Below are 18,997 nucleotides of genomic sequence, written 5' to 3'. Positions count from 1 at the left end.
GCAGCCCGGCTGGGTCAGGGCGATCGGCGCTGCGATGCCGCTGGGTACCAGCGCAGCCTGACCGGGTAGCCCAGCAGCGCCTGCAGGTGGTCGCGCACGGTCGCCGCCGTTGCGCGCGCGCCAGCGGTATCCCGGAGTTCCAGCTCCAGTTCACCGGTCATGACGTCCAGGCCATAGCCGGTCAGACCGGGCAGCTGCGGGATGAACCAGCCCTGCTGCGCCTGAAGACGGCGCTGCATCTCCGCTTCGGTCATTGAAGCGCCGATGATATAGCGCACGCGTTGCGGGCCGTCCGCCCCTGGATGGGTCTCATCCGCCTCGGAGGCTGGGCCAGTCAATCGCACGACGACGGTCCAACCCGTCGCATTGTCCACCCACATGCCGGCCAGGCGTGCCGCGTGGCGCGCCCTCAAGCGTTCCATCAATGCGTGCTGCTGCGCCTCGGCGACCGCCTGGCGGGCCGTCTGTTGGCTGACGTCAAAGAAGGCCTGCACCTCGGCGACTTTGGCGGCAATGTCGGCCGCGCTGTCGCTGGCCGGGAACGGCGACGGTCGTTCCCGGTCGGGGTCGATGCCCGGGGCAGTGGTTACCTGCAGAAGAGCGGCGATGAGTGCGGGCAACAGCGCGATGGGGTTGTCCTCCGTGATGAACCCGGTGTGCGTGGTCGTCAGCGCTCGCCGGCGTAGGGATCGGCGATGCCGATCTCGGCCAGGATGTCGCGCTCCAGCTGTTCCATCGCCTCGGCTTCCTTGTCGTCCTCGTGGTCCCAGCCAAGCAGGTGCAGCACGCCGTGCACGGTCAGGTGCGCGTAATGGGCGTTGAGCGCCTTGCCCTGTTCGTCGGCTTCGCGGGCCACCACCGGTGCGCAGATCACCAGGTCGCCGAGCAGTGGAAACTTGACGCCCTTGGGCAGGCCTTCGGGCACTTCGGCCGGGAAGCTGAGCACGTTGGTGGCGTAGTCCTTGCCACGGTAATGGCGGTTCAGCGACTGGCCTTCCTTGGCATCGACCACGCGGATGGCCAGATCGGCCTCGCGGATGCGGCCCTTCAACGCAGCGGCCACCCACTTGCGAAAGCTCACGGCCGCCGGCAGGCCGGCACGCGGCAGGGCATAACTGACGGCGACGTCCAGTCGCACGGGACCACGGGTCATGGCGTCGCTCCAGGCTGGATCTGATGCAGGTCGCGGCGGTCGTAGGCGCTGACGATGCGCGCGACCAGCGGGTGGCGGACCACGTCGCGGGATTCGAAGAAGGTGAAGCTGACGCCCTCGACTTCACGCAGCACATCGATGGCGTCGCGCAGACCGGATTTCACGTGCTTGGGCAGGTCGGTCTGGGTCAGGTCACCGGTGACCACCGCGGTGGAGCCGTAGCCCAGGCGGGTCAGGAACATCTTCATCTGTTCGATGGTGGTGTTCTGTGCTTCGTCCAGGATCACGAATGCATCGTTGAGCGTGCGGCCGCGCATGTAGGCCAGCGGCGCGATCTCGATGACGTTCTTCTCCAGCAGCTTGACCACCTTCTCCACGCCCATCATCTCGTACAGGGCGTCGTACAACGGTCGCAGGTAGGGATCGACCTTCTGGCTCAGGTCGCCTGGAAGGAAGCCCAGCTTCTCGCCGGCTTCCACCGCCGGGCGCACCAGGATCAGGCGCTGCACCCGCGATTCGTTCAGTGCTTCGACCGCGCTGGCCACGGCCAGGAAGGTCTTGCCGGTACCGGCCGGGCCGATGCCGAAGTTGATGTCGTGGGTGGCGATCTGGTGCAGGTAGCGGGACTGATTGGCGCCACGGCCACGTACCGTACCGCGCTTGACCTTGATCGCGACCTCCTGCGCTTCGTAGGAGCGTTCGGCGATCTGCTCGACATTGGCCTGCGCCAGGCGCAGATGGATGGCGTGGTTGTCGAAGACGGTCTCGCCGGCTTCGGCGTACAGCGCTTCAACCAGCTTCTGCGCCTCCACGATGGCTTCATTGGGCCCGCTGATGCGGAACACGAAGCCACGGTTTGCGATCTCCACGCCGAGCTTCAGCTCGATCTGGCGCAGGTGCCCGTCGAAGGGGCCGCACAGGTTGGCCAATCGCTCGTTGTCTTCCGGCGACAGGGTGAAGTCTCGATGATCGATGCTTTTCATTGCTTGGGGTGGGGCGGGTTCGCCGTCCACCGCGATGGACTTGGGATGACAAGGTTACGCGCGTACCGGGCATGCGGCCAGCAGCGGGCCGATACGCGGTTTTCCACACCCGGTGTGGACGGGGGGCGCGAAAACCTGTGGATAGGCCTTCGCAGTGCTTGTGCCACAAGGCGTATGAGGCGGTGGTGAAAAAACCGTCACAGCCGGCCGGCTCCTGTGACGGCAGCGCATCTTCCGCTGCCAGGCACCCAGTACGGCCGCCCTCGTTCGGTTCTCCACACCAGCTGTGGAATGATGCTGAATCAAGCTGTGGATAGGTGGCGAGGAGCCTTGCAGCAAAAGGCTCGCCCGTACGTGGCGAAAAAACCGTCAGGGCTGATCGGAATCATTGAGGGTGCACGGGGCAGCTGGCACCGTGTCGCCGTCGCAGGAGGGATGGTATGGGCATCGGCAACGGGATGCGTGGACTCGGGCTGGCGGCCATCGGCCTGCTGGCAGGCTGTGGGCAGTCAACGCCAACGGCGCTGGGCACACTGGAGTGGGACCGGATCACGGTGCCGGCGCCGGCGGCCGAGGTGATCGCCACGTTGGAGGTGCGCGAGGGCCAGCGGGTCAAGGCCGGGGCCGTGCTGATGCAGCTCGACTCCGCCCGCGGCGACGCGCAGTTCGCGGTGGCGCAGGCCGACACGGCGCGCGCGCAGGCCCAGCTGGAAGAGCTGAAGCTCGGCCCGCGGCAGGAACAGATCGCACAGGCCCAGGCACAACTGGCCGCGTTGCGCGCGCAGTCTGCTGAAGCCACTGCCTACTATCGGCGCGTGCAACCATTGGCACGCCAGCGCCTGATCGCCGCCGCCGAGCTGGACCGTGCACGGGCGGCCGCCGGCATTGCTGCGGCCAGCGTGCGTGCCGCCGAGCAGGCCTGGCTGGAACGGGTGCACGGCAGTCGCGCGCAGGACATCGCCCAGGGCCAGGCGGCCGCCGACGCCGCACAGGCGCAGCAGGTGGTGCAGGGCGTCAACCTGCAGAAGCTGCAGCTGCGCGCACCGCGCGATGGCGTGATCGATGCCTTGCCGTACCGGCAGGGTGACCAGGCACCGATCGGGGCGCCACTGGCGGTGATGCTGGTTGGCGAGCGCCCCTATGCGCGCGTCTACCTGCCGCAGCCGCTGCGCCTGCAGGTCAAGGTCGGTCAGCCGGCGCAGATACAGCTGGAGGGAGGGCGCACCGTACTGAAGGGCCATGTGCGCGCGATCCGCAGCGAGCCTTCATTCACCCCGTACTACGCACTGACCGGCGATGACGTCGAGCGCCTGAGCTACCTCGCCGAGATCGAAGTGGATGAAGCCAGCGACATGCAGACGCTTCCGGCCGGGCTGCCGGTGCAGGTGCGCTTCTGAACACCGGTGCGGACATCGCAGTGCATGCGCAGGGCCTGACTCGTCGCTTCGGCGATCTGCTGGCCGTGGACAAGGTCGACCTGACCGTGCCCCGTGGCCAGGTCTATGGTTTCCTGGGCCCGAACGGGTCGGGCAAGTCGACCACCATCCGCATGCTGTGCGGCCTGCTGGAACCCAGTGCGGGGCAGATCGAGGTGCTGGGCCTGGCGGTTCCCGAGCAGGCCGAACCACTGCGCCGGCGCATCGGCTACATGACCCAGCGCTTCTCGCTGTACGAAGACCTATCGGTACGCGAGAACCTGGAATTCCTCGCCGCCATCCAGGGCCTGCCGCGCAACCAGGCCCGGCAACGGGTCGATGCGCTGCTGCAGCAGTACCGGTTGCAGGACCGGCAGCCGCAGCTGGCCGGTACGCTCAGCGGCGGGCAGAAGCAGCGGCTGGCCCTGGCCGGCGCCGTGGTGCATTCGCCCGAACTGCTGTTCCTGGACGAGCCGACCAGCGCGGTCGACCCGGAGTCACGCCGCGACTTCTGGGAGGCCCTGTTTGAACTTGCCGACGCCGGTACCACCGTGCTGGTCTCGACCCACTACATGGACGAAGCCGAGCGCTGCCACCGGCTGGCTATTCTTGATCGTGGCGCGCTGGTCGCCGATGGCACGCCGGCCGAACTGTGCGCGCAGCTGGACGGCCGCACGCTGCAGGTCACGTCATCGCAGCCACGCCAGGCCAGCCGCGTGCTGGCCGAGCTGCCCGGCGTGCTGAGCGTGGCGCAGATCGGCACCCATCTGCGCGTGCTGTGCAATGAGGGCGTAGCGGATGTCGCAGTGCTGCGGCGCGCGCTGGCCAGCCCCGACCCGCAAGCGCATATCGAAACCGTAGCGCCGAACCTGGAAGACGTGTTCGTCGCCGCCACCCGCGGCCGTGGCCGGGAGCCGGCGGCATGAACCTGCGCCGGCTGTGGGCGATCGTGCTCAAGGAGCTGCGGCAGCTGCGCCGCGACCGCATCACGCTGGCGATGATCGTCGGCATTCCGGTGATGCAGCTGCTGCTGTTCGGGTATGCGATCAACCTCAACCTGCGCCACCTCGATGCGGGTATCGCCGACCAGGCCAACAGCGCCGCCTCTCGCGCACTGGTGCAGGACATGGTCGCTACCGGCGTGATCACGCCGCGCAGCGAGGCCTACACGCCGGGCCAGCTGATGCAGGCACTGCGCCGCGGCGAGATCAGCGTCGGCATCGTGGTGCCGGCCGACTTCGAGCGTCGCCGCTTCGATGGACGCGAAGCGGTACAGGTGCTGGTCGATGGCAGCGACACCGTGGTGCAGAGTGCGGCGATCCAGCTGGCGCAGGTGCCACTGGATACGCGCCCGACCAGCAATACGCGGCCGCTACGCGAAGGCAGCATCGCAGCTGGTCCAATCAGCGTGACCAGCTTCTACAACCCGCAGCGGCGCTCGGCGGTGAACATCGTGCCCGGCCTTATCGGGGTGATCCTGACCATGACCCTGGTGATGTTCACGGCGGTGGCGGTGGTGCGCGAGCGCGAGCGCGGCAACATGGAACTGCTGATCGCCACGCCGGTATCGCGCAGCGAACTGATGGTCGGCAAGGTGCTGCCCTATGCAGCGATCGGCCTGCTGCAGACCACCCTGGTGCTGGCGCTGGGTACCTGGCTGTTCCAGGTGCCGATCCGCGGCAGCCTGCTGGACATCTACCTGGCCGCGGTCCTGCTGGTGCTGGCCAACCTGGCGCTGGGCCTGCTGATCTCCACGCGCGCGCGTTCGCAGTTCCAGGCGATGCAGATGACGCTGTTCCTGTTCCTGCCGTCGATCCTGCTGTCGGGCTTCATGTTCCCGTTCGCCGGCATGCCGCGGCCGGTGCAGTGGCTGGCCGAGGTGCTGCCGCTGACCCACTTCCTGCGCCTGGTGCGCGGCATCATGCTGCGCGGCGCCTCCCTATGGGAACTGTGGCACGACGCGCTGGCGCTGCTGGCCTTCATCGTGGTGATGATGACGCTGGCGATCCTGCGTTTCCGCAAGCGCCTGGATTGAGGCCTGTCATTCGGTAGTGCCGGCCGCTGTCCGGCATCATTTCCGGTGGGTGCCGACCGTTGGTCGGCACACCTTATTCCGCTACCACGCGCCCACGCAGCGAGTTGGTAAGCGCTTCGGTGATCAGCACATCCACGAACTGGCCGATCAACCGCGCCGGCGCCGGGAAGTTCACCGAACGCATGTTCTCGGTCTTGCCGGTCAGCTCGTTCGGATTCTTGCGCGACGGCCCTTCCACCAGCACGGTCTGCACGGTACCGACCATCTTCCCGGAGATGCTGGCGGCGTGCGCATTGATGCGCTCCTGCAGCCGCGACAGGCGAGCGTGCTTCTCGGCATCGCTGATCGTGTCCTCCAGATCGGCCGCCGGCGTACCCGGTCGACGCGAATAGATGAAGGAGAAACTGTGGTCGAAGCCGATGTCCTCGATCAGCTTCATGGTCTTCTCGAAGTCGGCATCGGTCTCGCCGGGGAAGCCGACGATGAAGTCCGAGCTGATCGAGATGTCCGGGCGCACCGCGCGCAGCTTGCGGATCTTCGACTTGAATTCCAGTGCGGTGTAACCACGCTTCATCGCCGACAGCACGCGGTCGCTGCCGGCCTGCACCGGCAGGTGCAGGAAGTTGGCCAGCTGCGGCACGTCGCGGAACGCATCGATCAGCGAATCGCTGAACTCCAGCGGATGCGAGGTGGTGAAGCGGATGCGGCCGACGCCGTCGATCTCGGCGATGGTACGGATCAGCAGGCCAAGGTCGGCGAATTCGCCGTCCCCATAAGGCCCTCGGTAGGCATTGACGTTCTGGCCGAGCAGGTTGATCTCGCGCACGCCCTGTGCGGCCAGCTGCGCCACTTCCACCACCACGTCCTCGAACGGGCGGCTGACTTCGGTGCCGCGGGTGTAGGGCACCACGCAGAACGAGCAGTATTTGGAACAGCCTTCCATGATCGACACGAATGCCGAGGGACCTTCGGCGCGCGGCTCGGGCAGGCGGTCGAACTTCTCGATCTCGGGGAAGCTGATGTCCACCTGCGGGCGCTTCTGTTCGCGTCGCGCGCGGATCAGTTCCGGCAGGCGGTGCAGGGTCTGCGGGCCGAACACCAGGTCAACGAACGGCGCGCGCTTGATGATCGCCTCGCCTTCCTGCGAGGCCACGCAGCCGCCCACGCCGATGATGACCTCGCGGCCCTTGTTCTTCAGGCCCTTCCACACGCCCAGCTGGCTGAACACCTTCTCCTGCGCCTTCTCGCGGATGGAGCAGGTGTTGACCAGGATGACGTCGGCGTCGTCCGGGCTGTCGGTCAGTTCCAGGCCATCGCTGGCGGCAAGTACGTCGGCCATCTTGGCCGAGTCGTACTCGTTCATCTGGCAACCGTGGGTCTTGATGTACAGCTTGCCCTTGACCTGGTCAGGCTTGCGCGGACCAGCGGGCAGGGCAACGAGCGGGGTACCGCCCGGCGTGGCGGGCGAAAAGACGTCTGGCGTCCCGGTCATGGCGCTTAATCCATTCGGGTGGCGGGAAAGCGGGCAATTCTACCTGTATCCCAGCGCGTGCGCCGGCCCGGTAGAGCCAGGCCCGCCCCGCAGGCACGGCGGGCGGGTCATCCACGCATGGCGTGGATCTACCTGAGTCCCGCCCCCGGCCGGTAGCGCCGGGCCATGCCCGGCGGAACGCCTTACGCCGCCGCCAGCTCCGCGTCGATCTGCCGCGAACGGTCGAAGGCGGTCATCGCGCTCATCCGCGCAATGTAATCAGCCGTGGCCGGCGCAGGCTGCACCAGGCCGAAGGCCGTGGTCCAGGCCAGCGCATTGCCCCACAGCACATCCGCGGCACTCATCGTCCCGCCGAGCAGGTACGGCCCTTGTGCCAGCTGGGCCTCGACCACCTGCAGCACGGTGTCCGCATCGTTGTACGGTGACATCAGGCGCGGCGGTGGCTCGCGGTGCATCGCCTTGTCGATCATCGCTGGCTCGAAGCAGGCGCCGTAGAAGGCCATCCAGCGAAGGTAGGGCCCGCGCAGGGCGTCGCCGATCGGCGGTGCCAGCCCGGCTTCCGGATACAGGTCGGCCAGGTACAGATAAATGGCGACCTGCTCGGTCACCAGTGCGCCGTTGTGGACGATGGCCGGCACCTTGCCCATCGGGTTGATGGCCAGATAGGCCGGAGCCAGGTTGGCGCCGGCTTTCAGGTCCAGCACCTGCATGCGGTAGTCGGCACCCAGCGCTTCGAGCAGGGCCACGGCGCCGCTCGAGCGGGATCGGGCGGCGTGGTACAGGGTGATCTGGCGTGAGGTCATGGCATTGCTCCTTGCGGTGGGTGGTGAACTGGAAGCCATCCTGGGGCACTATTGCGGACGACTTCTGTCCTCGATTCTTCATGCGCCATACCGCCCATCGACTGCTGCGCCTGATCGCCCTGCTGCAGGCCCGCCGCCAGTGGTCCGGGGCTGAGCTGGCCGAGCGCATGGGCGTGGACCGGCGCAGCATCCGCCGCGATATCGAGCGCCTGCGCGAGCTGGGCTACCCGGTCCACGCCTCGTCAGGGGTGGGCGGCGGCTACCAGCTCGGGGCGGGGGCGCCGGTATTGCCGATGCTGCTGGACGAGGAGGAGGCAACCACCCTGGCCATCGCCCTGCGTGCCGCGTCTGCGACCGTCGCCGGCATCGACGACACTGCGCGGGGCCTGTTGTCCAAGCTCGACCCGCTGGTGCCGACCCGCCACCGCCGGCAGGCCGGGGAGGTGCATGCGGCGACGGCCACCCTGTCCGACCTTCCGTCCACCGACGCACGCCTGCTCGGACGGCTGGCCCAGCACTGCCGGCAGGCGTCGCGGCTGGCCTTCGAATACCGCAGTGCGCAGGACGCGGTCACCCAGCGCGAGGTCGAGGCCCAGCACCTGGTTAATTACGGGCGGCGCTGGTATCTGCTTGCCTGGGATCTGGGGCGGCAGGACTGGCGCACCCTGCGCGTGGACCGCATGGGTGCCGTACGTGAGTGCTCCGAGCCGGGCCTCCACCGGCGCACGCCAGCGCCGCCCGATGTGATGGTGCGGCAGGCGGTCAGCCAGGCGCCGTTCGCACTGCAGGCCATCGTCCGCCTGGCCGGCAGCCGCACCGAGCTGGAAGGGCGCATCCCACCGTGGTGTGGTGTGCTGGAGGCTGATGTTGCCGGCCATTGCCTGTTGCGGATGGGCGCCGAGAGCTGCGGCATGATGCTGGCGCAGATCCTCAGCCTGGACCGGGTGCCGGTGGCGTTGTGGACCACGCCGCCGGGCCTGCGCGATGAGCTGGCACAGCGTTTGGCCGGATTGGGCCAGGTGCTGGCTGTGCCGCCGGTCACAGGCTGAGCCACGTCGCTTGGCAAGCCCCGGCGAAGCTGGGACACTCGCGGCATGAAGGGGATACTGGGGACAACGGCGATCATCATCGCTGCGCTGACCGCTGCGCCGGCCAGCGCCGGCACCCTGTACAAGTGCCAGGGCGCCGACGGGGTCACCAGCTACGTGAGCAAGCGAGTGGCCGGCGCGCGCTGCAGCAGCATCAGCTACAGCCGCGATACCCGGCCGGCACCGCGCCCTGTGGTGGTCGCGCCGAAGCCTGCGCCGACCACGGTGGCCAGCATCGAACGCAATCCGGTCGCCGTGGCGGCCAGCGCCGCTGCGCCCACTGCGGTCGCGTCGACGCCTGCTGCCCCCGCGCCTGCTGCGGCACCGACGGCCTCGCGGGCCGGGCGGATGGTCAGCGGCCAGGTCTATTCCTTCATGAAGGATGGGGTGCGCCACTACACCAGTGCGCGGCCAACCCAGGTCGCCAACCTCGGCCCGGTGCGTACCATCCGCTACAGTTTCATGGAGCGCTGTTATGCCTGTGGCGTCAACCCACGCGTGGACTTCGGTTCGGTGCGCTTGAACACCACCGCGTTCCAGACCGAGATCACCTCGGCCGCACGCGAGTTCGGCGTCGAAGAAGCCGTGGTGCGCGCCATCATCCACGCCGAGTCGGCCTACAACCCGACCGCGCTCAGCCGCGCCGGCGCGCAGGGCCTGATGCAGCTGATGCCGCCGACCGCGGCCCGCTTCGGGGTCAGCGATTCCTATGATGCCGGGCAGAACATCCGCGGTGGCGTGCAGTATCTTGCGTGGTTGCTGAAGCGCTTCAATGGCGACCTGACCCTGGCCGCGGCCGGCTACAACGCCGGCGAGGGCGCGGTCGACCGCCACGGTGGCGTGCCGCCCTACAGCGAGACGCAGTACTACGTGCGCCGGGTCGGGCAGCTGGCCGAGCGTTACCGCACCGCCCTGAGTCACCAGTAGGTGCCGACCGTTGGTCGGCACTCCCTTGAACAGGTGGGTGCCGACTGTCAGTCGGCACTCCTTGCAAAGAGCGTTGTGTGGCGCGCGACGGTTCCGCTACACTCGACCGCGATTCAATGCGGCTCTGGCCCCCACCGGATCCGCTGGCAGCCTTAAAGCTACCTAATCAATATCGGAGTGCCGGATGGCCAACGATGGGGTACACGATCCAGTCAACACCGGACGTCGGCGTTTTCTTTCTGCCACCACAGCCGTGGTGGGCGCCGTCGGCGTCGGATTCACCGCCGTTCCTTTCATCAAATCCTGGAACCCCAGTGCCCGCGCCAAGCTTGCCGGCGCACCGGTGGTGGCTGACATCAGCGCCCTGCAGGAAGGCCAACGCCTGATCGTGGAATGGCGTGGCCAGCCGATCTGGATCGTCAAGCGGTCCAAGGCCATCCTCGATGCGCTGCATGGGCTGGACGGCCGTCTCAAGGACCCCGAGTCCGGCGAGAAGGACCAGCAGCCGGACTACGTGCTGAAGCAGAACCCCGAACTGCGCTCGATCAAGCCGGACATCTCCGTACTGGTCGGCCTGTGCACGCACCTGGGCTGCTCGCCGGAAATGGTCGCCGAAATCCGGCCTGAGCCCTACGACCCTCAGTGGAAGGGCGGCTACTTCTGCCCCTGCCACAAGTCGCGCTTCGACATGTCCGGACGCGTCTTCAAGGACGTGCCGGCGCCGATCAACCTGAAGGTGCCCGCGCACCATTACCAGGACGACAACACCATCATCATCGGTGTCGATCCGCAGGGGGCTGCCTGATGGCCAATATCCTCAGCCGTACCGCCAGCGGCGTGGCCGACTGGGTCAATGCCCGCGCGCCGGGCCTGATGCCGGTCTATCGCAAGCATGTGAGCGAGTACTACGCGCCGAAGAACTTCAACATCTGGTACTACTTCGGTTCGCTGGCGCTGCTGGTGCTGGTCAACCAGATCGTCACCGGCATCTTCCTGACGATGCACTACAAGACCAGCGCCGCCGAGGCGTTCGGCTCCATCGAGTACATCATGCGGGACGTGGAGTGGGGCTGGCTGATCCGCTACATGCACTCCACGGGTGCCTCGCTGTTCTTCATCGTGGTCTACCTGCACATGTTCCGTGGCCTGCTGTACGGCAGTTACCAGAAGCCACGCGAGCTGGTGTGGATCCTCGGCATGCTGATCTACCTGGTGTTGATGGCCGAAGCCTTCATGGGCTACGTGCTGCCGTGGGGCCAGATGTCATTCTGGGGCGCCAAGGTGATCATCTCGCTGTTCGGTGCCATACCGGTGATCGGCAACGGCCTGACCGAATGGATCATGGGCGACTACCTGCCCAGTGACGCCACGCTCAACCGCTTCTTCGCGCTGCATGTCATCGCCTTGCCGCTGGTGCTGTTGCTGTTGGTGGTACTGCACCTGGGCGCGCTGCACGAAGTGGGTTCGAACAACCCCGATGGCGTGGAGATCAAGAAGGGGCCGAAGGGCAACCGCTGGTCGCCGAACGCTCCGGCCGACGGTATTCCGTTCCACCCGTACTACACGCTCAAGGATGGTGTAGGCGCCGGCTTCCTGCTGATCATCGCCGCCTTCATCATCTTCTTCGCCCCGGGTTTCGGCGGCCTGTTCCTGGAGCACGACAACTTCACCGAGGCCAACCGCCTGGTCACCCCGGAGCACATCAAGCCGGTCTGGTACTACACGCCGTACTACGCGATGTTGCGCGTGGTGCCGAACAAGCTCGGTGGCGTGCTGGTGATGTTCTCGGCCATCGCGATCCTGTTCCTGGTGCCGTGGCTGGACAAGGCGAAGGTGAAATCGGTGCGCTACCGCGGCTGGATCTCGAGGGTGATGCTGGGCGTGCTGGCGGTGTGCTTCGTGTGGCTGGGCGTGATCGGCTCCGGCCCGGGCACCGACGTGCATGAAACCTACATCGGGCGGGTGCTGACCTTCCTGTACTTCGCCTTCTTCATCACCATGCCGCTATGGACACGGTTGGACAAGACCAAGCCGGTACCGGAGAGGGTGACCACGCATGACTGAGCGCTGGATGGTCCGGCTGGCCCTGGCGGCCACCCTGATGCTGGGCAGTTTCCTGGCCTCCGCCGCCGAGGGCGGCACCAAGCTGCTGCAGGCAGGCAACGATCTGGGTGACCGCGCCTCGCTGCAGCGCGGCGCACAGTTGTACATGAACTACTGCTCCGGCTGCCATGCGCTGAAGTACCTGCGCTATTCGCGGATGGCGCAGGACCTGGGCCTGACCGAGGAAGAGGTGATGAACAACCTCAACTTCACCGGCTCGGCGATCGGCGACCCGATCCCGGTGGCGATGCCCAAGGAGAACGCGGAGAAGTGGTTCGGCAAGATGCCGCCGGATCTCAGCCTGATCGCGCGCGTGCGCGGCAGCGACTGGGTCTACACCTACCTCAAGTCGTTCTACCTGGACAGCAGCCGGCCGCTGGGCTGGAACAACGCGCTGTTCGCCAACGCCTCCATGCCGAACCCGCTGTGGGAGATGCAGGGCCTGCAGCACGCCGTGCATGGCAAGGCCGAAGGCCCCGGCATGGACCCGCCGGTGACCGGCCTGAAGATTGAAACGCCAGGTTCGGTCGATGCCGGGCAGTACGACCAGGCCGTGCGGGACATCACCAACTTCCTCGAATACGCCGGCGAGCCGGCCGCGCTCAAGCGCCAGCAGCTGGGCGTGTGGGTCATCCTGTTCCTGGCCCTGCTGACCTTCCTGCTGTACCTGCTGAAGAAGGAATACTGGAAGGACGTCCACTGATTCGGCCGCCGGCCATCGCACGGGCCTATTGGCTTTTGTGATGGTCGGTTGCACACTCGGGGAGGAGTCGACCGTCGGCACGGTGCCGGCGGCGCCGATGCGGCAGGCGGTCTCCTGTCGTGGGAGAGCCTTTGATGGCGGCGAGCGTACGCATGCGCAATACACTGACGCTGTTTTCCTCGAACGACGATGTGCTGTGCCACCGGGTGCGCCTGGTCCTGGCGGCCAAGGGCGTCACCTTCGACTTCGTTCCGGTCGATCCGCAGAACCCGCCCGAAGACCTGATCGATCTCAATCCGTACCACTCGGTGCCGACCCTGGTGGAGCGCGAGCTGGTGCTCTACGCCGCGTCGGTGGTGAGCGAGTACCTGGACGAGCGCTACCCGCATCCGCCGCTGATGCCGGTCGATCCGCTGTCGCGTGCGCGCATCCGCCTGGCGATGCTGCGCATCGAGCACGATTGGGTGCCGCAGGTGCAGGCCATCCAGCTGGGCAACAAGACCCAGGCCGAGGCCGGGCGCAAGCGCCTGAAGGAACTGCTGACCGCCTCGCTGCCGCTGTTCAAGGCCAGCAAGTTCTTCCTCAACCCGGAAATGAGCCTGGCCGACTGCGCCATGGCCCCGATCATCTGGCGGCTGCAATCGCTGGATGTGCCACTTCCGAAGGATGGCAAGGCGATTGAGGACTACGGTAACCGCATCTTCCGCCACCCCGGTTTCGTCCGCAGCCTGACCGAGCAGGAAAAGAAGCTGCGCGACCTGCCGACCTGATCCGGCCCGCGTTACCCGTCTGCACGCCGACCGGCGTGCAGGCGATCCGCCCCGGCGGGGCGCCGGGCGCGTACACTTCACGCATGACCGAAGACTTCTTCCACATGACCAGCCACCGCCCGTACCTGCTGCGGGCGCTGGTGGAATGGATCAACGACAACCAGCTGACCCCGCACATCCTGGTCGACGCCGGCGTTCCCGGCGTGCAGGTGCCGCCTTCGGCGGTCAAGGATGGCCGGGTCGTGCTCAACATCGCCGAACGTGCCGTCGTACGGCTGATGATCGACAACGAGATGGTGAGCTTCTCGGCGCGCTTCTCCGGTACCAGCTACCCGGTGCAGGTGCCGATCAGCGCCGTGCTGGCGGTCTATGCCCGCGAGACCGGGCAGGGCATGGCGCTGCCGGATGACATCCCGGGCAGCGAAACCGCGCCGACCAGCGACGAACTGCTGCACGAGGAAGGCACGCCGCCGGACGATACGCCGCCAGCCAGCCCGCCGCCGAAGGGGCGGCCGAACCTGCGCGTGGTCAAGTAACCAAGTAACGGTGGGTGCCGACCGTTGGTCGGCACGCCTTCAGCCCTTACACATCCTCGGCATCGTCCACATCCGCGCGGATCTGGCTGATCCGCGCCGCGCCGGGGCCGGTGAACGAGATCAACTGGTCGCCACGCAGCACCATGCGACCCACGTGGCGATCGATGCCATCGTAGGAATACTCGAACTTGAAGGTGCGCTCGAACCCAAGCCGGCCATCCTCGCCGCGCGACAGGCGCAGGCCGGTGGCGTGCACCGCCTGGTCCAGCCATTGCACATCAGCTGCGCGGCAGGCATTGCGGCCCAATTCAACGGCGCGCTCTGCGGCCGAGCGTGCCGCGTTCCAGAAGAAGTAGATGATTCCGCCGGCAATCAGCAACAGCAGCAGGGTAGGCATGGCGTCAGCCGTCAGAGGTCGATCCCACAAAGATGGCGGCGAACGCGCGCCGGATCAAGCGCTGCACTCACCGCCGCGGCTGCGGTTCGCTGGACACCGGCTGCGCGGGCACGATGACCGGTTGCGGTGCCGGAGTGCGCTGCATCGGCGTCGCAGTGGGCGAGGGCATCACCAGCGGTGAGGTTGCAGTCAGCTGCAGCAGGGCTGCCCAGTCCTGGCGGTTGAAGCTGCATTCGTCCTCGCGCCCGGGCGTGCAGCTCGGGTCGATGCCGGTGCTGTTGCGTTCGCGCGCCGGTGGCAGCTTGATCAGCCCGGTCCGGTCCAGCGGCAGCAGCCGCATCGCTACGGTGTTCATCACGTTGCCACCGACCAGGTACAGGGTCTGGTCGCCCCCCAGGTTGGCGGCCACCACCACTTCGCAATGCGACTTCCAGTGGCCCACCGAGCCGTTGCCCAGCGCCTGCACCAGCCCGCTGTAGCTGAGCGTGGTGCTGCGGTCGCGCAGGAAGCACAGCAGGTCGCCCGGCGCGGGTTTGGCCGTGGCCGGGTCGACCAGCCGGTACGGCACGCCCGAGGGGCCGCCCTGGTATGCGGCACGGATGTAGTCGATGTGGCGAGGCGAGGTATTGAAGCCAGGAACGCCGGACTGCACCATCACCCAGGAGATGAACGCGGCCGACCACGGGTTGTCGATCAGGAACGCGCGGCAGTCACTGTCGGTGTAGCGCGTGCCCAGCGGCGCCAGGCAGCTGCTGGCGCCGGCGATGCTGCCCATCGCGTTGAGCGTGCCGCTGTTTCGCCAGTAGCCAGCCACGCGCTGCCAGGCGATCAGTCCGTTGTCGGCCAGGTGATCGCTTTCGGCCTCGGTGACGCTGAGGCTGGCGGCACGGCCTTCACGATCGATGAAGGGCCGGTACCAGAGCCGGTGCTCATTGCAGGCGGTGTTGCGGATGGCCACCGCCAACGGACTCAGGCCGAAGCGGGGCGGTACGTCGCAGGCTTCGGCGGCCGCTGCGGACAACGGCGCCGCGGCCAGCAGCAGGCAGGAAGGCAAGAGCATCCGGCGCATGCGCGGCTCCTGTGGGGGATGCCGGCAGCGTCGCAGAGGCTGGCGTAGCCGAGCCGTGAAGGCGTTCCGGTCGTGCAGAGCCGAGCCCACGCTCGGCTCATCGCGCAAAGCGGGTGCAGGGCGCGCCGCAGATCGAGAAGCAGCCGAGCGTAGGCTCGACAACGTCCCGCAGGCCTCAAGCCGGAGGCGGGCCCAGCTTCAGCGACAGATCGATGGCCTGCACATGCTTGGTCAGCCCGCCGATGGAGATGCAGTCCACGCCGTCTTCGGCGATCGAACGCAGGCCGCCCAGGCCGACGCTGCCGGAGACTTCCAGTGGAATGCGGCCGGCCGTGATGCGTACGGCTTCGCGACGCAGGTCGGGGCTGAAGTCGTCCAGCAGGATGCGTTCGCACCCGGCTTCCAACGCCTGGCGCAGCTGCGCCAGGTCTTCGACCTCCACAACCAGCGGCAGCGCAGGCCACTGCCGGCGTGCGGCGGCCACCGCTGCGGCCAGCGAACCGGCGGCACGGATATGGTTCTCCTTCAGCATCACCGTGTCGTACAGGCCGAAGCGGTGGTTCTCGCCACCGCCGCAGCGCACCGCGTACTTCTGCGCCAGGCGCAGGCCGGGCAGGGTCTTGCGGGTGTCGAGGATGCGCGTGCCGGTACCGGCCACTGCCGCTACGTAGCGGGCGGTGGTGGTGGCGGTGCCGGACAGCGTCTGCAGGAAATTCAGAGAGGTGCGCTCGGCACTGACCAGACTGCGGCTGCGCCCGTGCAGCAGGGCCAGCACGGTGCCGGCAGTGACCGGGTCACCTTCGGAGACACGCCATTCGATGCGCACCTCCGGGTCGAGTGCGCGGTGGGTGGCGTCGAACCAGGGGCGACCGGCGATCACTCCGTCCTGCTTGCACAGCAGGTAAGCGCTGTCGGCCTGGTCGGGCAGCAGCGCAGCGGTGACGTCGCCGCTGCCCAGGTCCTCGGCCAGCGCACGCGCGACATCGGCGGCGACAACGGCCGCATCCGGCGTCGGCAGCGCGCTCATGCGGCGGGGAAGTCGGCGATCTGGGCGGTGGGAATGGCTTCCTCGGCCAGCAGCACCGGAATGCCATCGTCCACGCGGAAGACCTGCTTGCGGTCGCGGGTGACCAGTGCCTCGCGCAGCGGCTGCGCCAGCGGGTTGCCATCGGCCTTGGTCACCGCGCCGGCGGAAATGGCCTTGTTGAGGGCTTCCAGGCCCTTGCCATCCAGCAGGGACAGGGGCTGGCGGGTGTCCGGCGACACCAGCAGGTCGAGCAGCTTGCGATCCATGGTTCTTCGTCTTGCGTGGAAGATGGCTAGAATACGTCTTTAAGGCAGGTGACGGCCAATGACCCCCAACCCGATCGCGCCGCTTGTCGGCATCGTCATGGGCTCCCGTTCCGACTGGGAAACCATGCAGCACGCCGCCCAGAAGCTTGAAGCCCTGGGTGTTCCGTTCGAAGTGAAGGTGGTGTCCGCGCATCGGACGCCGGATGTGTTGTTCAGTTACGCCGAGCAGGCAGGCCCGCGTGGCCTGCGCGCCATCATCGCCGGTGCCGGCGGGGCCGCGCACCTGCCGGGCATGATCGCGGCCAAGACCGCCGTGCCGGTGCTGGGTGTGCCGGTGCAGTCCAAGGCCCTCAACGGCATGGATTCGCTGCTGTCGATCGTGCAGATGCCGGCCGGTATCCCGGTCGCCACCTTCGCCATCGGCAACGCCGGCGCCTCCAACGCCGCGCTGTTCGCCGCTGCGATGCTGGCCAGCGACCAGCCGGCGATCGGCCAGGCGCTCGATGCCTTCCGTGCACGCCAGACCGAAGACGTGATGGCCCACGACGATCCGCGCCAATGAGTCTGACCGTCGGCATCCTGGGCGGCGGCCAGCTCGCCCGCATGATGGTCCTGGCCGGTGCGCCGCTGGGGCTGCGCTTCGAACTGTATGACCCGGCCGCTGATGCCTGCAGCGGCCCGCTGGCGCCGCTCACCGTGGGCGCCTTCGATGACCGCCAGGCCCTGGCGGACTTCGCTGCCAAGGTCGATGTGGTCACCTTCGATTTCGAGAATGTGCCGGCCGACAGTGCGCAGTGGCTGGCCGACCGCGTGCCGGTCTACCCGCCGCCGTCGGCGCTGGCTGTCGCACAGGACCGGCTCAGCGAGAAGAGCCTGTTCCAGCAGCTGGGCATTCCGCTGCCGGCCTTCGCCGATATCCGCAGCCGCGACGAACTGGCCGCCAAGGCCGCCGAATTCGGCCTGCCGTGCATCCTCAAGACCCGTCGCCTCGGCTATGACGGCAAGGGCCAGTTCCGCCTGCGCAACGAGGCCGACATCGATGCCGCGTGGGATGCGCTGGGTGCACAGGTCGAGCGTACCGGCCTGATCCTGGAAGGCTTCGTGGCCTTCCAGCGCGAAGTCAGCGTGGTTGCCGTGCGTGGCCGCGATGGCAGCTTCGAGGCCTGGCCGGTCACCGGCAACTGGCATGTCGACGGCGTGCTGTCGGCCAGCGTGGCCCCGGCCGTGCTGTCCGACACCGAGCAGCAGGCCGCGATCGGCTATGCCCGCCGCGTTGCCGAGCACCTGCAGTACGTCGGCGTGTTCGCGCTGGAGCTGTTCTGCCGCGATGGCGAACTGCTGGCCAACGAGATGGCGCCGCGCGTGCACAACTCCGGCCACTGGACCATCGAAGGCAGCGAAACCTCGCAGTTCGAGAATCACCTGCGCGCCGTGCTGGGCCTGCCGCTGGGCAGCACCCGCATGCTGGGTCACGCCTGCATGCTGAACTGGCTGGGCGTGATGCCCGACCCGGCACCGGTACTGGCCCAGGCCAGCGGCCACTGGCACGACTACGGCAAGGAGCCGCGCGAGGGCCGCAAGGTCGGCCACGCCACGTTGCGCGACGATGATGCCGCTGCATTGGCCGATGCGCTGGATCAGGTTGGCCTGGAACTGGACCGCCAGGCCCAGGTGGCGCCGGCGGTACACGCGCTGCGCAATCGCTGAGCCCGGGCGTGCCGGCCAATGGCCGGCACAACCTTGTATGCCTGCAACGGTGTGGCGCGCCGGTGCAGGCATCGGCGCACCATTGCCGGTGGTAGCGTGGAGCTCCTTTCACAGGAGTCACGCCATGCTCGACTGGAATGCCTACCGCAAGGAACTGAAGGGCCGTATCGGCGAGATCGGCAAGCTCTCGCCGGACACGGTCAAGGGCTACGCGACCCTGGCCAATGCCGGCGCCCAGACCAACCATCTGGATGCCAAGACCCGCGAACTGATCGCGCTGGCAGTGGCGGTGACCACCCGCTGCGATGGCTGCATCACCGTACATGTGGATGCAGCGCTGAAGCATGGCGCCAGCCGCGAGGAAATCGCCGAAGCACTGGGCGTGGCGGTGTCGCTCAATGCAGGCGCCGCGCTGGTGTATTCGGCACGGGTGATGGACGCGGTGGCCGCGCACGAGAACGCGTGAAGCCACGCTCTGCTTTCCGGTAGTGCCGGCCGCTGGCCGGCAGATTCGCCATCTCTG

The 18,997-nt window shown here is 67.5% G+C and carries 22 protein-coding genes; 13 read left to right on the top strand and 9 right to left on the bottom strand.

The window, feature by feature from the left end:
• Positions 1-14 precede the first annotated feature (14 nt).
• From N5C25_RS06255 to N5C25_RS06245, 3 genes are read right to left on the bottom strand one after another with little or no spacing between them, the layout of a single operon-like run.
• Positions 15-620 carry a hypothetical protein gene (locus N5C25_RS06255; RefSeq protein ID WP_019659040.1) on the bottom strand — a complete coding sequence of 202 codons (606 nt, stop codon included), beginning with the start codon at positions 618-620 and terminating at the stop codon, positions 15-17.
• Between the two features lie 47 nt (positions 621-667).
• Positions 668-1,153: an rRNA maturation RNase YbeY gene (ybeY, locus tag N5C25_RS06250; protein ID WP_058979532.1), complete on the bottom strand. Its 486-nt coding sequence runs from the start codon at positions 1,151-1,153 to the stop codon at positions 668-670.
• On the bottom strand, positions 1,150-2,136 hold the full coding sequence (locus tag N5C25_RS06245) for a PhoH family protein (RefSeq protein WP_019659038.1): 987 nt from the start codon (positions 2,134-2,136) through the stop codon (positions 1,150-1,152). The genes ybeY and N5C25_RS06245 overlap by 4 nt, the downstream gene beginning before the upstream one ends.
• A 440-nt stretch (positions 2,137-2,576) precedes the next feature.
• Here N5C25_RS06245 and N5C25_RS06240 point away from each other — a divergent pair, with 440 nt between their 5' ends.
• The 3 genes from N5C25_RS06240 to N5C25_RS06230 are packed head-to-tail and all read left to right on the top strand — an operon-like array spanning position 2,577 to position 5,586.
• Entirely contained in the window at positions 2,577-3,533 is a 957-nt protein-coding gene (locus tag N5C25_RS06240) for an HlyD family efflux transporter periplasmic adaptor subunit (RefSeq protein ID WP_058979534.1), read from the top strand.
• Positions 3,534-3,553: 20 nt separating this feature from the next.
• Positions 3,554-4,477, top strand: a complete 924-nt coding sequence (locus N5C25_RS06235; RefSeq protein WP_058979536.1) for an ABC transporter ATP-binding protein — start codon at positions 3,554-3,556, stop codon at positions 4,475-4,477.
• The gene (locus N5C25_RS06230; protein ID WP_058979538.1) at positions 4,474-5,586 is read left to right on the top strand and encodes an ABC transporter permease; all 1,113 of its coding nucleotides are present in this window, start codon (positions 4,474-4,476) and stop codon (positions 5,584-5,586) included. The genes N5C25_RS06235 and N5C25_RS06230 overlap by 4 nt, the downstream gene beginning before the upstream one ends.
• A 73-nt stretch (positions 5,587-5,659) precedes the next feature.
• Here N5C25_RS06230 and miaB read toward each other — a convergent pair whose 3' ends face one another.
• A complete protein-coding gene (gene miaB, locus N5C25_RS06225; RefSeq protein WP_058979540.1) occupies positions 5,660-7,078 on the bottom strand; it encodes a tRNA (N6-isopentenyl adenosine(37)-C2)-methylthiotransferase MiaB in 1,419 nt (472 codons plus the stop codon).
• 182 nt (positions 7,079-7,260) lie between these two features.
• On the bottom strand, positions 7,261-7,881 hold the full coding sequence (locus N5C25_RS06220; protein WP_058979542.1) for a glutathione S-transferase: 621 nt from the start codon (positions 7,879-7,881) through the stop codon (positions 7,261-7,263).
• Positions 7,882-7,961: 80 nt separating this feature from the next.
• Here N5C25_RS06220 and N5C25_RS06215 point away from each other — a divergent pair, with 80 nt between their 5' ends.
• The 7 genes from N5C25_RS06215 (at position 7,962) to N5C25_RS06185 (ending at position 14,008) form a co-directional block, all read left to right on the top strand.
• Entirely contained in the window at positions 7,962-8,930 is a 969-nt protein-coding gene (locus tag N5C25_RS06215) for a WYL domain-containing protein (RefSeq protein WP_279936612.1), read from the top strand.
• A gap of 45 nt (positions 8,931-8,975) precedes the next feature.
• On the top strand, positions 8,976-9,896 hold the full coding sequence (locus N5C25_RS06210; RefSeq protein ID WP_019659031.1) for a lytic transglycosylase domain-containing protein: 921 nt from the start codon (positions 8,976-8,978) through the stop codon (positions 9,894-9,896).
• A 184-nt stretch (positions 9,897-10,080) separates the two neighbouring features.
• On the top strand, positions 10,081-10,701 hold the full coding sequence (petA, locus tag N5C25_RS06205; protein ID WP_004151998.1) for a ubiquinol-cytochrome c reductase iron-sulfur subunit: 621 nt from the start codon (positions 10,081-10,083) through the stop codon (positions 10,699-10,701).
• The gene (locus N5C25_RS06200) at positions 10,701-11,960 is read left to right on the top strand and encodes a cytochrome bc complex cytochrome b subunit (RefSeq protein ID WP_019659030.1); all 1,260 of its coding nucleotides are present in this window, start codon (positions 10,701-10,703) and stop codon (positions 11,958-11,960) included. The genes petA and N5C25_RS06200 overlap by 1 nt, the downstream gene beginning before the upstream one ends.
• A complete protein-coding gene (locus N5C25_RS06195; protein ID WP_058979545.1) occupies positions 11,953-12,702 on the top strand; it encodes a cytochrome c1 in 750 nt (249 codons plus the stop codon). Before N5C25_RS06200 ends, N5C25_RS06195 begins: the two co-directional genes overlap by 8 nt.
• Positions 12,703-12,836: 134 nt before the next feature.
• Positions 12,837-13,472, top strand: a complete 636-nt coding sequence (locus N5C25_RS06190; RefSeq protein ID WP_058979547.1) for a glutathione S-transferase N-terminal domain-containing protein — start codon at positions 12,837-12,839, stop codon at positions 13,470-13,472.
• An 83-nt stretch (positions 13,473-13,555) separates the two neighbouring features.
• The gene (locus tag N5C25_RS06185) at positions 13,556-14,008 is read left to right on the top strand and encodes a ClpXP protease specificity-enhancing factor (protein WP_019659028.1); all 453 of its coding nucleotides are present in this window, start codon (positions 13,556-13,558) and stop codon (positions 14,006-14,008) included.
• Between the two features lie 46 nt (positions 14,009-14,054).
• Here the strand turns inward: N5C25_RS06185 and N5C25_RS06180 are convergent, their stop codons facing one another.
• The 4 genes from N5C25_RS06180 to N5C25_RS06165 form a co-directional block, all read right to left on the bottom strand.
• Positions 14,055-14,405, bottom strand: a complete 351-nt coding sequence (locus N5C25_RS06180) for a DUF3301 domain-containing protein (protein WP_005408844.1) — start codon at positions 14,403-14,405, stop codon at positions 14,055-14,057.
• Positions 14,406-14,472: 67 nt separating this feature from the next.
• On the bottom strand, positions 14,473-15,474 hold the full coding sequence (locus N5C25_RS06175; protein WP_058979549.1) for a DUF2272 domain-containing protein: 1,002 nt from the start codon (positions 15,472-15,474) through the stop codon (positions 14,473-14,475).
• A 175-nt stretch (positions 15,475-15,649) separates the two neighbouring features.
• Positions 15,650-16,501 carry a carboxylating nicotinate-nucleotide diphosphorylase gene (gene nadC / locus N5C25_RS06170; protein WP_021203580.1) on the bottom strand — a complete coding sequence of 284 codons (852 nt, stop codon included), beginning with the start codon at positions 16,499-16,501 and terminating at the stop codon, positions 15,650-15,652.
• On the bottom strand, positions 16,498-16,767 hold the full coding sequence (locus tag N5C25_RS06165) for a Trm112 family protein (protein ID WP_019659024.1): 270 nt from the start codon (positions 16,765-16,767) through the stop codon (positions 16,498-16,500). Before N5C25_RS06165 ends, nadC begins: the two co-directional genes overlap by 4 nt.
• A 58-nt stretch (positions 16,768-16,825) precedes the next feature.
• Here N5C25_RS06165 and purE point away from each other — a divergent pair, with 58 nt between their 5' ends.
• The 3 genes from purE (at position 16,826) to N5C25_RS06150 (ending at position 18,940) form a co-directional block, all read left to right on the top strand.
• The gene (gene purE, locus N5C25_RS06160) at positions 16,826-17,329 is read left to right on the top strand and encodes a 5-(carboxyamino)imidazole ribonucleotide mutase (RefSeq protein WP_005412808.1); all 504 of its coding nucleotides are present in this window, start codon (positions 16,826-16,828) and stop codon (positions 17,327-17,329) included.
• Positions 17,326-18,474 carry a 5-(carboxyamino)imidazole ribonucleotide synthase gene (locus tag N5C25_RS06155; protein ID WP_279936611.1) on the top strand — a complete coding sequence of 383 codons (1,149 nt, stop codon included), beginning with the start codon at positions 17,326-17,328 and terminating at the stop codon, positions 18,472-18,474. Before purE ends, N5C25_RS06155 begins: the two co-directional genes overlap by 4 nt.
• A gap of 124 nt (positions 18,475-18,598) precedes the next feature.
• Positions 18,599-18,940 (top strand): carboxymuconolactone decarboxylase family protein, encoded by a 342-nt coding sequence (locus N5C25_RS06150; RefSeq protein WP_019659022.1) that lies wholly within the window; start codon positions 18,599-18,601, stop codon positions 18,938-18,940.
• The last annotated feature ends 57 nt before the right edge of the window (positions 18,941-18,997 follow it).

The sequence above is a fragment of the Stenotrophomonas sp. GD03958 genome (assembly GCF_029839005.1).
In the GTDB taxonomy this organism is placed as follows: domain Bacteria; phylum Pseudomonadota; class Gammaproteobacteria; order Xanthomonadales; family Xanthomonadaceae; genus Stenotrophomonas; species Stenotrophomonas hibiscicola.
Note: the sequence above shows the minus strand (reverse complement) of the source record. Positions and strands in the feature narration are given on the sequence as shown.